The organism is Haliea sp. E17, assembly GCF_048323675.1.
Taxonomy (GTDB): Bacteria; Pseudomonadota; Gammaproteobacteria; order Pseudomonadales; family Halieaceae; genus Mangrovimicrobium.
This window is the reverse complement of the sequence record NZ_JBLWFK010000003.1, coordinates 395,085-409,862: the sequence shown is the minus strand read 5'-3', so window position 1 is coordinate 409,862 and position 14,778 is coordinate 395,085. Positions and strand designations below refer to the sequence as shown.

Sequence of the window (14,778 nt, the reverse complement as noted above, 5' to 3'; positions counted from 1 at the left end):
TCCTTCACCCGTTCGGGTGATCTTCGCTGTCACGGCATATTTCTGAGCCAGATTCTTGCATGATTCTGTGGGGTTCGGAAGGCGCGACGCCGCGCTTTCCTTTTAGTTCCCTAAACATGAAGAATTTTGTAAAACAATAGAATTTAGAAGTTTTTTTACAGCGAATAGTCTAGAGTGTGAACCAGAGCACATTTTAGAAGTGCCACACCCCTTGAAGACCATTTTTGACTTTGCCGAAACCCACTTGATCGAAGTCTCTTCGATTGACTGACGTCGCGTTGCAGGGGAGCCGCACAATGAATCGACAGTATGTAAACCTGATCGACACACTTTATGAATCGACTCTGGACCAGTCCCAGCTGGACCGCTTCCTGGAGAAGATGTCCGAGCTGACTCACAGTGCTGCCGGAGGACTGTTTCAGCGAGATGAGAACGCAACCCAGGGCGGGTTTGTTTCCAGCTTCGGGATACCGGTTAACCAGATGAACGAACTGGAGCGGGACGCGGAGTTCCATCGCGAGGTGTGCCGCCACATGACACCGCCACCGCGCACCGGCAGTATCAGCTACACCCAGGACCTTTTACCGGGCAAGCGCCTGCATACGGAAAAGCTGTATAGCCGCTTTCTCAAACCCCAGGGTATGGAGCAGGCGACCTGCCTCTACATCGAGCACGACGACTGCTTCTCCCTGACGGCATCCTTTATGCGCGAGTCATCACAGGGAGCCTACGCCGAAGCGGACAAACTCCTGTTCCGCCGGGTAATGCCCCACCTGCAGCGCAGCTTCCGGCTCAAGCGGCATACCCGGGACATTCCCCTGGGCTACATGCCCGCATGGGAAATGTTTGACATGCTGCCCTACGGAGTGGTGGTGTTCAGCAGCGAGCAGGAGGTGATGTACCTGAACCCGCAGGCGGAAAGCATGACCTTTGACAACGATGGTCTCGGGCTGCATACCTCGCACCTGAGTGCGCACATCAGTTCGGAGAACAAGCGCCTGCGCCAGTTGCTGCGCAATGCGGTCGAGTCCACCCGCGATCCCGCGGTCCCGCTGGAAGGGGGCGATATGCTGGTCACCCGGCCCTCCGGCAAGCGGCCGTACAGTGTCATGGTCAGCCCGCTGACCTCCAGTGCCTATTGCGGCGGCATTTACCCGGCCGCGATCGTCATCCTGCAGGATCACGAGCATGCCAGTGAAGCCCAGCTGGAACGGATGCGCGCGCTCTACGACCTGACCGCGGCCGAATCCAGGGTCGCCCACCTGGTGATGCTGGGTAATTCCCTGGAAAACTGCGCGGCGAGCCTGGGACATTCAGTGTCCACGTCGCGCAATCTCCTCAAGCGGGTGTTTGCCAAGACCAATACCGGCCGGCAGAACGAGCTGGTGAGCCTGTTGCTGCGCTCGCCGCTGGGATTGCAGCGGCGGGGGTCCTGAAGCCCCCGGGGAGTTGCGCTGCCGCGAGGCGGGTTGATCAGGCCTCGCGTTTCAGTGTGTGCAGGCTGACCGTCACGTTGCCGGCGTCGTTGCTCACCCAGACCGTATTGTCCGTCACGGTGCATTGCAGGCCGAGGTTCTGTCCGGCGAGTTTTTCCAGGTCGGCGGCTTCGGCATCCGCAACCGTATATATCTGCAGGTTGTCGAAGCGGGACAGGTAGTCCTCGTGTTTGCGCCACCACACCGGTGTTGCGCGATCACCGTAGGCGTAGAGCACGACGTCGTCTGCTTTGGCGCAGGCCTTGCGCAGCCGGTCCGGGTCGGGGTTGCCCAACTCCACCCAGAGGCGCACCTGCCCGGTGTCGTCCTTCAACCACAGGTCCGGCTCGTCATCGGTGCTGATCCCGCGTCCAAACGCCAGCGCTGCATCCGCGTGCAGGGCGAAGGCGAGTATGCGCAGCATCATGCGGCGGTCAGTTTCCGAGGGGTGGCGGGCAATGGTCAGGGCGTAGTCGCCATAGACCTGCCGGTTGGTATCGGCGACGTTGAGCATTACCTTGTAGATCGTGGATTTCAGGGCCATGGTGCGGACCGGGTTGCAAACGGGGGTGCGCAGTATAGCGAATTCGCCCGGCAGGTTGCCTGCCGGCTGATACCGAAACTGGCAGTGTGGCGGCGACCTGGGCCATGCCGCAGTTCCAGCACGAGCAAGCCGCTGCCGATCATCCTGCCGGCAGTCGCTGTGGCGCTGGTCCTGATTTTTCTCGCCAGGCCAATCGCCGTGGTCATCTCCCTGCTGCCTTTTCGCCTCCCCTGGCGCTGAATATTCGGCCCGGTGACCAGGTGATCCTCCTGGGCGAGGATTCGACGCACCAGATTGGGCCGTTGTTTGCCCCACCAGCGCTCAGTGAAAGTAAGGCGGCGGCGCCTTATTTCCTCGGGGAGTTCAGTGTCGATCCGGCCTCGACACTGGAAGACCTGGCGCAGTTTTATGCCTTCCCCCTGCCGCAGCGCCATTCCGATTACGCGATAGGCGACTTCCTGCATGCCCGGTTCCACGGCAAGCCCGTCGTTGGGGACCGGGTCACCCTGGGCAGTGTCCAGTTTGTGGTTTTGGAGATCCGGGAGGGGCGAATCACTTCCGTCGGCCTGAAATTAAGCCAGGAATAGCCAGCGGGGCCCGCAGTCTACCGGTACCTGGCACGCGGTATGGCCAGCCCGCCCAACCGCGTGCGCCGGCACCTTTACTGAACTGATCCGGATTCCTTCCCCGCTTCCCGGCAATTGCCTGTCGGGCCCCTGTGGGTCACTTCTTAAATAATAACGATTCTCATTGATGTTTGCGTATCATAATCGTTACAATACGCATCTTTGAAAAATACCAAGGGGGTAACGAGCGTGTCCATCAAGAAGACTACCCAGCCCGGCGTGGCTGACTTTCCATCCTGCAACCTGCTGGCGAGCGCGATCAGTCTGGCACTGTGTTCCGGTGCACTGGCCCAGGCCGAAGAGGCGAGCCCGAGCCCGCTGGAAACCATGACTGTCGTCGGCCAGAAGATGGAATCCCGCGGGATCGGGGAAAAACTGACGGCGCCGATCCTGGATACGCCGAAGAGCATTACCATCATTTCATCCGAGTTGATCGAGCAGCGCGGCGCGACCTCCCTGGTCGATGCCCTGAAATCCGTGCCCGGTATTACCTTCAATGCCGGGGAGGGCGGTACGCCGGCGGGCGATAACCTGAAAATTCGCGGTTTCGACGCCGGCGCAGACGTCTTTATCGACGGCGTACGCGATCCGGGTTCCCAGAGCCGGGATGTCTTTGCCCTGGAGCAGGTGGAAGTCATGATGGGGCCGGCCTCGGCCTACAGCGGCCGCGGTTCCGCCGGCGGCAGCGTCAACCTGGCGACCAAGCGCCCGCAGCTGGAAGACTCGCTGTCCATGCGCCTGGGCGCGGGCACCGACGACTATGGGCGCGTCGCAGTCGACGGCAATTACCAGTTCAGCGACGGTATCGCCGGCCGGCTCAACCTGCTCTACCACGAAGGTGACGTGCCTGGCCGCGACTCGGTCAGCTACGAGCACACCGGTGTGGCTCCCTCGCTGGCCTTTGGCCTCGATGGCGATACCCAGGTTCACCTCGACTACTATTATTACCGCACCGACGACGTGCCGGACTACAGCATTCCCTACGACGGGTCGGCACCCGCCAGCGTCGACCGGGACAATTTCTACGGCCTGCTGGATCGCGATTTCGAGAAAACCGGGGCGGATATCGCCACGCTGGAATTGCGCCACCGCTTCGGTCCCGACCTGAGCATCACCAACACCACGCGCTACGGCAAGACCTCCAACGACTACGTGGTGACCAACCCGGATGACAGCCACGGCAACGTTGCCAATGGCTATGTATGGCGCGGTACCAAGAGCCGTGATGCCGAGACCGAGACAACCGCCAACCTGACCAACCTGCGCGGTGCCTTCACCCTGGCGGGCCTGGAACACAGCTTCGCCACCGGGGTGGAATTCAGCAAGGAGGAACTGGTCCGCACCGGCTACGACGTGTCCTCCAGTTTCGGCGGCCGCGACGGCGTCACCGACCCCGCCAGTTGCAGTTACCCGGGCAATGCCGGCGCGGTATCCGGCTACGAGTGCACGACCCTGGATAATCCCAATCCGAACGACCCCTGGGTTGGCACGATCACTCCGACGGAGATTCCCACGATCGCGGAAACCGACACCTGGTCGGCATATTTCTTCGACACCGTGACCCTGAGCGAGCAGTGGCAGGTTAACGCCGGCCTGCGCTATGACGACTACCGGACTACCCAGGAAGGCCTCAGCCGGGGTGTCTACGAGAGCAACGAAAACGACAGCGACTTCTGGAACTACCAGTTGGGCCTGGTCTACAAGCCGAGCCCCGACGGCAGCATCTATATCTCCACCGGCACATCCTCCCGCCCCTCGGGCAATGCGGCAGACGGCACCGACAGCCTGAGCAGCAGTACCGCGAATCTCGAGCCGGAGGAAACCCGGACCTATGAGATTGGCACCAAGTGGCTGCTGTTCAATGGCCGCCTTGCGCTGCAATCGTCGATCTTCCAGACCGTCAAGGACAACGCGCGCGTCGCCACCGAAGCGGGCCGCGGAGCGCCCCAGGACACCGTGGGCGAGCAGGAGGTCAGTGGTTTCGATTTTGGCATCAATGGCCAGATCACCCGCAACTGGGCGGTGACGGCAGGCTATACCTACCTCGACAGTGAGCTGACCGATGACGGTGAATTCGGCTACTCCGGCAATGTCTTCCCCAACACCCCGGAAAACAGCTTCGACCTGTGGACGACGTATGCGCTTGGCGACACGGTGGTCCTGGGGGCGGGTGCCACCTATGTCGACAAGCGCTATGGCAACACGGCAAACACCGTCTGGGTACCGGATTACACCACCTACGACATGATGGCCACCTGGCAGGTCAGCGGGTCGCTGGGGCTGCAGCTGAACGTGCAGAACCTGACCGACGAGGCCTATTTTACCCGGCCGTTTGCGGCGCACTACGCGGAAATCGGTCCCGGCCGTTCCACGGTTCTGACCCTGACCTACAGCATGTAGCTGTTTCCCCCGGGTTTCCGCCGCGGGATCACCGCCTTGTGATTCCGCGCCGGGAACGCATAATGCGTTTTTTTACCAGCCGGAGCGAAGTTTCACCATGCTGATCCAGCTACCCGATGTCCTGTCCCCGGAAGTTGTCGCCCAGTGCCGCCAGGTACTGGACAGTGCCGCCTGGATCGATGGCGCGGTAACCGCGGGTTTCCAGTCCGGACAGGTCAAACGCAATGAACAGCTGGCGGAGGATTCACCAGCGGCCCGGCAACTTGGCGATATCATTCTCGGCGCCCTGCGCCAGAACCTGCTGTTCAATTCCGCCGCGCTGCCGGCGGAAATTTTCCCGCCGCTGTTCAACCGCTACAGCGTCAACCAGACCTTCGGCAATCACGTGGACAACGCGATCCGCGAGTCCCGTGTGACCGGTCAGCGTATTCGCACCGATCTCTCCGCTACCCTGTTTTTTTCCGGGCCGGAGGAATACGAAGGCGGGGAACTGGTCATCGACGATACCTACGGCGTCCACCGGGTCAAGCTGCCGGCGGGCCATATGATTCTCTACCCGTCGACCAGCCTGCATCGGGTCACTCCCGTGACCAGTGGGGCGCGGGTGGCATCCTTTTTCTGGCTGCAGAGCCTGGTGCGCGACGACGGCCAGCGCACCCTGCTGTTTGACCTCGACATGAACATCATTCGCCTGCGCCAGGCACAGGGCGACACACCTGAAGTGGTCTCGCTGACCGGGATCTATCACAACCTGCTGCGGCGCTGGGCGGAAACCTGATATTGGCCCGCGGCACCGGCAGTGGCAGGTCCGCGGCGGCGTCAATGGCTTTACAAGCGGGGGCCGGCACCGCATGCTTGACCCATGAGTCTCCGGCAAATTTTCCCCTGCAGTATGTATCGCTATCTCGTTGTTATCCTGTTTGTTCCAGCCCTCCTGCTGTCCGGTTGTGCGGGCCTGCTGGAATCCTTCCCGCACCCGGGCTCGAAGGCGGCGCCACAGGCGAGTGTGCGCTTTCCGCTGCCCGAGGAAGGTGTCGATGTGATCGGCACCCTGCAGGTCGCGATCGCCAATAACGAAGACACGCTGGCGGATATTGCCCGTCGCTACAATCTCGGCTTTGATGAAATCGTTGCCGCCAACCCCGGCGTCGATCCCTGGCTCCCCCGGGAAGGCACGGAAATCCTGTTGCCCACGGTGTTTGTCCTGCCCCCCGGTCCGCGCGAGGGTGTAGTCCTCAACCTGCCCGCCATGCGCCTGTACTACTATCCCGTGCCGGAGGAGGGCAAGCCTGCCGAGGTGGTGACCTATCCCATTGGCATCGGTCGCGAGGGTTGGGAAACACCGCTGGGGGAATTCACTATCACCCAGAAAACTGCAAACCCCTCCTGGACTGTGCCCGCTTCAGTGCGCCGCGAGCACGCGGAACTCGGCGACCCGCTGCCCGCCGTCGTACCCCCGGGGCCGGATAACCCGCTGGGGGAATTCGCGATGCGCCTCAGCCTGCCCAGTTACCTGATTCACGGTACCAACAAACCCTGGGGAGTCGGCATGCGCGTCAGCCATGGTTGCGTCCGGCTCTATCCCGAGGATATCGCCAGGCTGTTCCCTGAAGTACCGCTCGGCACGCCGGTGCGTATCCTCAACGAGCCCTACCTGCTGGGATGGCGCAAGGGGATGTTGTACCTCGAGGCACACGTTCCCCTCGCGGAGGACGGGCGCTCGGCGGATCGCAGTATCCAACTGGCGGAGGAAGCCCTGGCTCAGGGCAATGCCGGGCACGCTGCACGGCTCGATCCGGGGCGGGTGACGGCGGTGACTGTTGCCGAGGCGGGATTACCCATGCCCGTCCTCGCTGGCGGGGCGGACCTTGCGGCCCTGGTGCGCCACGCGCCCCGGGTCACCAGCACGCCGGACTGGTCGCCGCAAACCTATGAGGTCGAGATCGCAGAGGGCGTGCCGGCAGAGTGAGCGTCAGGGCGGGCTGCCAAGCCGCGAGCGCTCCAGTAGCCCGAGTTCCCTGCCGGCGGCGGCATCAACGAGTTCGGTAAATTTCGCCAGGGTGATTTCACCTCGCTGGCTGGCCAGCGCGGTGGCGACATTATCGAGGCTGGCCCGGCCCTTGCTGGCCCGGCGAATCGCCGCGTCCAGCTCGGTCATGACCCCCACGGCGCGAGCTGTCGTCGGCCCCGAGGAGCGCTTCACCAGCAGGCTCGGCGCCTTTTTCCCCCAGGCCTCCAGGTCCGCCAGGGTTTGCCGGTAGCGGGTGTCGCTGATACCCCCGGTGCGGCGCAGGATCTCTGCCGCGTAATACTCGGCGATGCCCTCGACAATCCAGTCGCTTTCGGCGTCGCCGTGAATGCCGGTGCCGACGTGGACCAGTTCATGAATCATGCTGCTGGTACGGTTGCCGCTGATCAGCGGACGGTCGGCGTGCATGAACAGGGAACGGGTGCCGGAGAGCCCGCCGCGCCACATCGGGTCGCGCGCCATGACGATGAGCAGGCGCTGGGGAAAATCGGGGAATACCTGTTGCAGTGCCGGCAGGGTCCAGCTGACGAAGGCGAGCGTATCCTGCAGGCGGGCGTCCTGGCCGCTGGGCGCGGCAATGCGTACCTCGCTGCCGTCGATCATGTCCTGGCGGCTGGTGAAGTCGCCGAGAATCAGCCAGCCCTTGGGCCGGACCAGGCTGCGTCCGGGGTCGGTGAGGTGGAACCGGTTGGTGCCTTTCACATCACTTTCATACGGGGCGGCGGCGCTCCAGCCATCCGGCAGGTCAAAATCCAGCCTGGCCCGGGAGGTGAGTCCCTTTTTCGCGGTCACGCTGATCGGGGGGACCAGTTTGTCGCTGCGCAGGATGGCCCAGTCCGGGGTCATCATCGAGTCGTAGCGCCCGTTACTGCGCTTGCCGTCGACCACGAACTCGTAGCGCAGGTGGGCGCGTTTTCCCTCCGGGCGCCAGGTCACTTCGCCGCTTTTCACGGTAAACGGGTCCCTGCTGTCGAAGGCGCGGTGGCGCTCCGGATCGATATGCAGGCGCAGCCTGGACGGCAGCTGTTTTCCCGCAAGCTGTATGTCCACCAGCGCCACACCCCGCTCCGGGTCGACCTCCACCTCGTACTGGATGTCGTAGGTGGCGGCGCGGGCCAGTGGCGCCAGCAGCAGGGCGCAAACGATAGCAAATGCAGTAAAGGGCAGGCGCATAGGGTCTGTCAGGCGTATGTTCAGGTCAGTCGATAGTGACAAAAGCAGTTACTTCGAGCAAATGGGGCGGGGAGGGTTCCCCGGGTACGCTGCGGTAATATTCACGCGGACAATCCCCCGGCTTTTCGCGGCTGCCGGGGTATCCGGCGTCACAGGCCGAGGGAGAATTCCGTATAATCGCAGCGGTGGTGAGTCGATCTCCACCTGGCCCCGCCCGCGCAACCCCTGGAGTTCCATGCAAAACGATACCCTCTTCGTGTTCATCCTGATCGGCGTCGCCGGCGTCCTGATGGCCAGCAACAGGGTGCGATTCGACGTGGTCGCGCTGCTGGTGGTCCTCGCGCTGAGCCTGAGTGGTGTGCTCACCGTGGAGGAGGCGATTGCCGGATTCGGCAGCCCGGTAGTGGCGCTGGTGGCGGGACTGCTGGTCGTCGGGGAAATGCTCTCGCGCACGGGGGTTGCCCGCGTGGTCGGCGACTGGGTGCTGAAGCGCGGCGGCGAAAGTGAAGCGCGCGTGCTGGTGCTGCTGATGGGTTGCGCCGCGCTGCTGGGCTCGGTCATGAGCTCAACCGTGGTGGTGGCACTGTTTATTCCGGTGGTACTGCGTATCGCCGCACAGACCCGGCTCAACGCCTCGCGCCTGTTGATCCCCCTGTCCTATGCCGCGCTGATTTCCGGGATGCTGACCCTGATCGGCACCACGCCGAACATCGTGGTGCACGAGCAATTGCGCAGCGCCGGCTACGACGGTTTCGGTTTTTTCAGTTTCAGCCCGGTGGGTCTGGCGGTGCTGGCAATCTGCATCCTCTACATCCTGCTCGCGGGGCGTCATATGCTGGGCGCGCCAGTGTCCGAACCGACCCGCGACGACCGGGGCAAAAGCCTGCGGGACCTCTGGGGGCAGCACAACCCCTGGGGTCGTTACCAGAAGGTCTGTGTCGGCGAGCACTCGCTGCTGGCGGGTAAAAGCCTGGAGGATGCGAGGCTCGATACTGAATACAAGGTCCGGGTGATCGGGGTGCTGCGGCGCTCCGGGACTGGCCGGCGGCGGATTGCCTCGCCCGCTGCGGATACGGAACTGTCGCCCGGCACGACGCTGCTGGTGTTCGGCCGGCCGGAACAGGTGGATCGTCTGGCGCGCGACCAGGTGCTGGTGAAAGTGCCCTACAGCCCGGCGGATCGCGAGCGCTGGCGCTGGGACATCAGCGGCGCGGCGGTGCTCATTCACCCGGACTCCCAGTTGCTGGGCGAATCCCTGCGCGAGTGCGGTTTTCGCAGCAAGTACGGCATCCATGTGCTGGGCATCCGGCGCAACGGCAAGGCGCTGGAGGACTTCGAGGACGCACTGCTGCATACGGGAGACAGCCTGTTCGTGGTCGGTGCCTGGGCCCGGGTGCAGCAACTGTCGCAGCACGCCCACGATTTCGTGGTGACCGACCTGCCGCGGGAGCATCGCGAGTCGGTGCCACAATACAACAAGATCCGCCTGTCCCTGCTGATACTGGCGGGAATGGTGGCGCTGACCCTGTTCAACATCGTACCCCTGATCCCGGCGGTGATGATCGCCGCGCTGGCGGCGGTCTTTACCCGTTGCCTGAGTATGGAGGAGGCCTACCGGGCAATTCCCTGGAGCAGCCTGGTGCTGATCGCCGGCATGCTGCCGCTGGCCTACGCGCTGGAGAAAACTGGGGGCATCGACCTGGTTGCCGCCACCCTCATGCGCCTGTCCGCGGATGCCGGTCCCTACATGCTGATGACGCTGGTGTTTTTCCTCACCGCCAGCATCGGTCTGGTCCTGTCGAATACCGCCGCGGCGGTACTGGTCGCGCCCATCGCAATTGCCGCGGCGGCGGCGATTGGCGCATCGCCTTACCCCTTCGCGGTAGCCGTGGTGATTGCCGCGTCCTCGTCATTTTCCACCCCGGTGGCCACGCCGGTGGTCACCCTGGTGGTAGAGCCGGGGCACTATGTGTTTGCCGACTTCCTCAAGGTCGGCCTGCCCCTGCTGCTCCTGACCTACGCGGTCACTCTCGCGGTAACGCCGCTGCTGTTTCCGTTCTAGACCAAGCCTGGCTCCCTCTACTTTACGCTGTAGCTGATAATAAGTATCATTTGCGACTCTTTTATAATTTGGACATCGTTATGCAATATGTTCCGCGGATAATGGGGAAGGCTGTTCTGGTGCTGGGGTTTGTTGCGGTGTTCGTCGCCCGCCCCGTATTCGCCAACGGCAGCATCGGCGAACATGTAAACCATCTGCAGGATAATATTGCCGGCTACACCCGGGACGTAAACTGGCTCAGCGAGCAGGTGGGCGCCATGGTCGATGCCTACGCGAAGGGCGGCAAGGCCGCAGTGAATACCGACGAACTGGCCGAACTCTGGGAGCAGGTGGATTTTCACCCGGCCCTCGAGTCGCATTTCATCCCGGTCTACGCCGAGGTCTGGCAGGGTATTTTCGGCCTCAAGGGCGCCATGGATGCCGGCCAGCCGGTTGCGGAAGTACACCGGCAGCAGGCCCTGCTGGAGCGAGCCCTGTGGCAGGGTCTGGGCGCCGTGCGGCTGGCGGCCCAGTTCCAGGAAAAGGGTCTGCTGAAACCCATCGATACCTCCCTGACCGCGCCGACCACGCCGGCCGCGACGGTCGATGAGGTCAAGCATCAGCTCGAGCGGGTGGTAGCCAAGTACGCGGAGCAGTTGCCCGACGCTGCGATCAGCATTGTTCAGGATACCTACCTGCACCTGTTTGAAGGCATCGAGGGCGCGCTGATCGAACAGGATGCGGCAATCGTCGAGGACCTGGAAAAGGATTTCAACGTGACCCTGCCGCTGGCAATCAAGAACGCTGCCAGTGTCGATGACGTGCGCGGCATAGTGGTGGCGATGCAGGCCAAGCTGGATACCTGCAAGGCGCTGTTGGAAGACGCCGGGAAAAATCGCGGGGACGTGTTCTAGGTGCAACGCAGGGGCTTTGTACGGGCTTTGGGGGCCGCCGGGGTTTTCGGCGGCTTTTCGTCGTTCATACCGGGGGTGTTCGCCGCCGGCAATGGCGCTGTGTCCGTGGAGGACCTGCCGCCGCTGGAAGGCAAGCTCACGCTGTACCTTGGCAGGGGCGAGGGCGGCCTGTATGAAAACGTGCTGGCGGCGATCGAGAAGCGCAATCCGAAACTGCAACTGGGTATCCGCCGCGGTTCCACTGCGGCGCTGGCCAACGCCATCGTCGCTGAAGGCAAGGCGGGGGTGCAGCGCACCGATGTCTTCTGGGCGGTGGACGCCGGGGCGATAGCCATGGTCACCGAATCCGGCATGGCCAAGCCGCTGCCGGAAGATTTGAGCGCCCAGTTGAAGCCGGGGTTCCAGTACCGGAACTGGTCGCCGGTTACCGGGCGTATCCGCACCCTGCCCTATAATCTCGACAAGCTCACCGCCGCGCAGGTGCCGGAACATATCATGGCGCTCGCGGATTCCGACCTGCGCCTGGGCTGGGCGCCCGCCTATGCCTCGTTCCAGTCCTTCGTGACGGCGATGCGCCTGCTGGAGGGCGAGCAGGCCACTGCCAACTGGCTGCGCGGAGTCAGCAAGCGCGCCACCAGCTACGCGGGTGAACTCGGCGTGGTGATGGCCGTGGAGCGCGGGGAGGTGGACCTGGGCTTCGCCAACCACTATTACACCCTGCGCCTGCGCTCGGGCAAACCGGACGCCCGGGTCGGGCTGGCATTTACCCGGGACGACGCAGGGTGCCTGGTCAATGCCTCCGGGGTGATGGCGCTCAGCGAAGGCGACCTGCCGGTGAACTTCATCCGCTACCTGCTGACGCGCGAAGTGCAGACCTACCTCGCCACCGAGGCCTATGAAATACCCCTGGTGGCCGGAGTACCGATGCCCGAGGGCCTGCCGCCACTGAGCGAGATCTCCCCCCCTGATATGGACCTGACCCGCCTGGCGGACATGCGGCCGACCCTGGACCTGATGCGCAGCGTCGGCGTGTTATGACCCGCTGGCCGCTTTCCTACCTGCCGGCGGGGCTGGTGGCCCTGCTCGCGGTTATCCCGGTGATCGTGCTGTTCGGCATGGCCTATGAAGCGGCCAGCTTCTTCGATACCCACAACCTGAAAATCATCGGCAACACCCTGCTGCTCATGTGGTTCACGGTACTGGGGGCCGTGTTGATCGGGGTGCCGCTGGCGCTGGTGACCGCCTACGTGCAGTTGCCCTGGCATCGCCTCTGGCTGATCGTGCTGGCCGCGCCGCTGGCCATTCCCAGTTATATCGGGGCGTTCACGCTCTATGCCGCCTTTGGCCCCGGTGGAGAAATCGAGAACCTGCTGGGCCTGCCCACGCCGCGTATCGACGGGCTGTTCGGCGCCTCGCTGGTGATGGCGCTCTACACCTATCCCTTTGTCATGCTCACCACACGGGCCTCCCTGTGCAGCCTCGATGCCAGCCTGGTCAACGCGGCCCGCACCCTGGGCATGCCGCTGCCGATGTGCCTGCTGCGAGTGGTCCTGCCGCGGGTGGTTACCGGTATCGCCGCGGGCGGCCTGCTGGCGGCGCTCTACGCCCTGTCGGATTTCGGCACACCGTCGATCATGCGCCTGGATACCTTTACCCGCGCCATCTATGTCGAGTACAACGCCTTCGGCCTCAGCCAGGCTGCGATGCTCTCGCTGCAGTTGATGGCGGTTGCCGGCCTGGTGCTGTTCATCGAGTCACGTCTTACCAGTACCCAGGAGCGCCCCGGGCGGCGCCTGGTGCTGTGGCCGGGGCGGGCACAGGTAGCGCTGATGGGATTGCTGGTACTGCCGGTGATCCTGCTGGCCATCCTGCTGCCGCTGGCAGTGTTCACCCTGTGGCTGGTGCGCGACGGCGCCGGCGGCTTCGAACTCGCCTACGCCTGGAATTCCACCTACGCCTCCCTGCTGGCGGCGCTGGTGGCGGTGTTGGTCGCGGTGCCGGTGGCGCACGCGGCAATTTCCGGCCGCCTCGGGCGCCTGATGGAGCGGGTGACCTACCTCGGTTTCGGTGTTCCCGGCATCGTGATGGGCACCGCGCTGGTGTATATCGGCTTGCAGCTGCCCTTCCTCTACCAGACCCTGGCGCTGCTGGTGATCGCCTATGTCATGCGCTTCCTGCCGCTGGCGGTGGGTTCGATCCGCTCCTCGGCGGAGGGCCTCGACGGCAGCCTGGTGCGGGCGGCGCGGGTACTGGGTGCCTCGCCGGCGGAAGCCTTTCGCCGGGTTACCCTGCCGCTGACCCTGCGCGGTATGGTGGCGGGGGCTGCACTGGTATTCCTCGAGGCGATGCGCGAGCTGCCGGCAACCCTGATGCTCGGGCCGACCGGCTTTGAAACCCTGGCGACCTACTTGTGGCGAGTGTACGAAGCGGGTTATTTTGGCCGCGCCGCAATTCCCGGCCTGCTGCTGGTGTTGATGTCCGGCCTGGGCCTGGCCCTGATGCTGTCCGGAGAACGCCGGGCCGAATTCGATGTAAGCGAGGATTATCAGCGCTGATGCTGACAGTCACCAATCTTTCCGTGGACTATGGCGCCAAGCGTGTCGTCAATGCCCTCGACCTGGCGCTGGGCGCCGACGAGATACTCATGCTGGTCGGCCCGACCGGCTGCGGCAAGACCACCATATTGCAGGCGCTGGCGGGGCTGGTGCCGATCGCCAGCGGCGAGATTCGCCTCGGCGCCTGGCGCGCCACGCCCGGCGACCACGTCCCGCCGGAAAAGCGCAACGTGGGGATGGTGTTCCAGGATTTCGCCCTGTTCCCGCACCTGAGCGTGGAGCAAAACGTCGGTTTCCGCCTCAGGGACACGGCGCCTGTGGATCACTGGCTGCAGCTGCTCGGGCTCGAAGCCCTGCGCAAGGCCAAACCGGCGACGCTCTCCGGGGGGCAAAAGCAGCGAGTGGCGCTGGCGCGAACGCTGGCCCACCAGCCGGCTTTCATCCTTCTCGACGAGCCGCTCTCCAACCTCGACGCGGCGCTCAAGGACAGCCTGCGCTGGGAGATCAGGAACGCCCTGAAAGCGGCCGGCGTACCGGCGATCTGGGTAACCCACGACCAGCAGGAGGCGCTGTCGGTGGGGGATCGCGTCGGCATCCTCAATCACGGCCACCTGGAACAGGTGGACACCCCGGAGGCCTGTTTCTCCGAGCCCGCCAATCGCTTCGTCGCGCGTTTCCTCGGCGAGGCCGGCTTCCTGCCGGGCCGCCTGCAGGGCGAGCAGGTCTCCACCGCGCTCGGCACCGCGGCCTGCAAGGCGATCTACGGCGGGGAGGGCAATGTGGACGTCCTGGTGCGGCCCGACGACCTGCGCCTGGATACCGCCGGCGCCCCCAACGGCCAGGTGACCTGGGTGCGTTACGAAGGTGGCAGCCGCCTGTTTGCCGTGCAGCTGGATGACGGCCATGACCTCACTGTCCGCGTCGGCCACGAGATTCTCGCCCAGCCGGGTGACCGGGTCGCGCTGAGCCTGGATTCCGGCGTGCCACTGGCAGCCTTCCCGCGCACCGCCTGAAACGGGAG

General features: G+C 64.0%; 12 protein-coding genes. 10 read left to right on the top strand and 2 right to left on the bottom strand.

What is annotated here, in order from left to right; genetic code table 11:
• Window positions 1-296 precede the first annotated feature (296 nt).
• A complete protein-coding gene (locus tag ACNKU3_RS10415; RefSeq protein ID WP_418259394.1) occupies window positions 297-1,436 on the top strand; it encodes a helix-turn-helix transcriptional regulator in 1,140 nt (379 codons plus the stop codon).
• Between the two features lie 37 nt (window positions 1,437-1,473).
• Here the strand turns inward: ACNKU3_RS10415 and ACNKU3_RS10410 are convergent, their stop codons facing one another.
• Complete coding sequence (locus ACNKU3_RS10410; RefSeq protein ID WP_418259393.1) at window positions 1,474-2,019, bottom strand: YaeQ family protein; 546 nt, start codon at window positions 2,017-2,019, stop codon at window positions 1,474-1,476.
• Window positions 2,020-2,123: 104 nt separating this feature from the next.
• Here ACNKU3_RS10410 and ACNKU3_RS10405 point away from each other — a divergent pair, with 104 nt between their 5' ends.
• The 4 genes from ACNKU3_RS10405 to ACNKU3_RS10390 all read left to right on the top strand — a co-directional run bounded on the left by ACNKU3_RS10405 (window position 2,124) and on the right by ACNKU3_RS10390 (window position 7,014).
• Entirely contained in the window at window positions 2,124-2,606 is a 483-nt protein-coding gene (locus ACNKU3_RS10405; RefSeq protein ID WP_418259392.1) for a transporter associated domain-containing protein, read from the top strand.
• A gap of 228 nt (window positions 2,607-2,834) precedes the next feature.
• Window positions 2,835-5,045 carry a TonB-dependent receptor gene (locus tag ACNKU3_RS10400; protein WP_418259391.1) on the top strand — a complete coding sequence of 737 codons (2,211 nt, stop codon included), beginning with the start codon at window positions 2,835-2,837 and terminating at the stop codon, window positions 5,043-5,045.
• 97 nt (window positions 5,046-5,142) lie between these two features.
• A complete protein-coding gene (locus ACNKU3_RS10395) occupies window positions 5,143-5,823 on the top strand; it encodes a Fe2+-dependent dioxygenase (RefSeq protein ID WP_418259390.1) in 681 nt (226 codons plus the stop codon).
• A gap of 84 nt (window positions 5,824-5,907) precedes the next feature.
• Window positions 5,908-7,014: a L,D-transpeptidase family protein gene (locus ACNKU3_RS10390; protein ID WP_418259389.1), complete on the top strand. Its 1,107-nt coding sequence runs from the start codon at window positions 5,908-5,910 to the stop codon at window positions 7,012-7,014.
• A 3-nt stretch (window positions 7,015-7,017) separates the two neighbouring features.
• On the opposite strand, the gene ACNKU3_RS10385 is transcribed toward ACNKU3_RS10390, so the two are convergent.
• Entirely contained in the window at window positions 7,018-8,247 is a 1,230-nt protein-coding gene (locus ACNKU3_RS10385) for a hypothetical protein (RefSeq protein WP_418259388.1), read from the bottom strand.
• A 235-nt stretch (window positions 8,248-8,482) separates the two neighbouring features.
• Between ACNKU3_RS10385 and ACNKU3_RS10380 the strand changes: the two genes are divergently transcribed.
• The 5 genes from ACNKU3_RS10380 to ACNKU3_RS10360 all read left to right on the top strand — a co-directional run bounded on the left by ACNKU3_RS10380 (window position 8,483) and on the right by ACNKU3_RS10360 (window position 14,770).
• Complete coding sequence (locus tag ACNKU3_RS10380) at window positions 8,483-10,309, top strand: SLC13 family permease (RefSeq protein ID WP_418259387.1); 1,827 nt, start codon at window positions 8,483-8,485, stop codon at window positions 10,307-10,309.
• A 101-nt stretch (window positions 10,310-10,410) separates the two neighbouring features.
• Complete coding sequence (locus tag ACNKU3_RS10375; RefSeq protein WP_418259386.1) at window positions 10,411-11,202, top strand: hypothetical protein; 792 nt, start codon at window positions 10,411-10,413, stop codon at window positions 11,200-11,202.
• Window positions 11,203-12,240: an ABC transporter substrate-binding protein gene (locus tag ACNKU3_RS10370; protein WP_418259385.1), complete on the top strand. Its 1,038-nt coding sequence runs from the start codon at window positions 11,203-11,205 to the stop codon at window positions 12,238-12,240. It abuts the gene before it with no gap.
• Window positions 12,237-13,757 (top strand): ABC transporter permease, encoded by a 1,521-nt coding sequence (locus ACNKU3_RS10365; protein WP_418259384.1) that lies wholly within the window; start codon window positions 12,237-12,239, stop codon window positions 13,755-13,757. Before ACNKU3_RS10370 ends, ACNKU3_RS10365 begins: the two co-directional genes overlap by 4 nt.
• A complete protein-coding gene (locus tag ACNKU3_RS10360) occupies window positions 13,757-14,770 on the top strand; it encodes an ABC transporter ATP-binding protein (protein WP_418259383.1) in 1,014 nt (337 codons plus the stop codon). The genes ACNKU3_RS10365 and ACNKU3_RS10360 overlap by 1 nt, the downstream gene beginning before the upstream one ends.
• Window positions 14,771-14,778: the final 8 nt, after the last annotated feature.

What these genes read in the sequence shown, in the direction of transcription:
- ACNKU3_RS10415 (WP_418259394.1), top strand. Translation starts at nt 297, where the DNA reads ATGAATCGACAGTATGTAAACCTGATCGACACACTTTATGAATCGACT.
- ACNKU3_RS10410 (WP_418259393.1), bottom strand. Translation starts at nt 2,019, where the DNA reads ATGGCCCTGAAATCCACGATCTACAAGGTAATGCTCAACGTCGCCGAT.
- ACNKU3_RS10405 (WP_418259392.1), top strand. Translation starts at nt 2,124, where the DNA reads ATGCCGCAGTTCCAGCACGAGCAAGCCGCTGCCGATCATCCTGCCGGC.
- ACNKU3_RS10395 (WP_418259390.1), top strand. Translation starts at nt 5,143, where the DNA reads ATGCTGATCCAGCTACCCGATGTCCTGTCCCCGGAAGTTGTCGCCCAG.
- ACNKU3_RS10390 (WP_418259389.1), top strand. Translation starts at nt 5,908, where the DNA reads ATGAGTCTCCGGCAAATTTTCCCCTGCAGTATGTATCGCTATCTCGTT.
- ACNKU3_RS10385 (WP_418259388.1), bottom strand. Translation starts at nt 8,247, where the DNA reads ATGCGCCTGCCCTTTACTGCATTTGCTATCGTTTGCGCCCTGCTGCTG.
- ACNKU3_RS10380 (WP_418259387.1), top strand. Translation starts at nt 8,483, where the DNA reads ATGCAAAACGATACCCTCTTCGTGTTCATCCTGATCGGCGTCGCCGGC.
- ACNKU3_RS10375 (WP_418259386.1), top strand. Translation starts at nt 10,411, where the DNA reads ATGGGGAAGGCTGTTCTGGTGCTGGGGTTTGTTGCGGTGTTCGTCGCC.
- ACNKU3_RS10365 (WP_418259384.1), top strand. Translation starts at nt 12,237, where the DNA reads ATGACCCGCTGGCCGCTTTCCTACCTGCCGGCGGGGCTGGTGGCCCTG.
- ACNKU3_RS10360 (WP_418259383.1), top strand. Translation starts at nt 13,757, where the DNA reads ATGCTGACAGTCACCAATCTTTCCGTGGACTATGGCGCCAAGCGTGTC.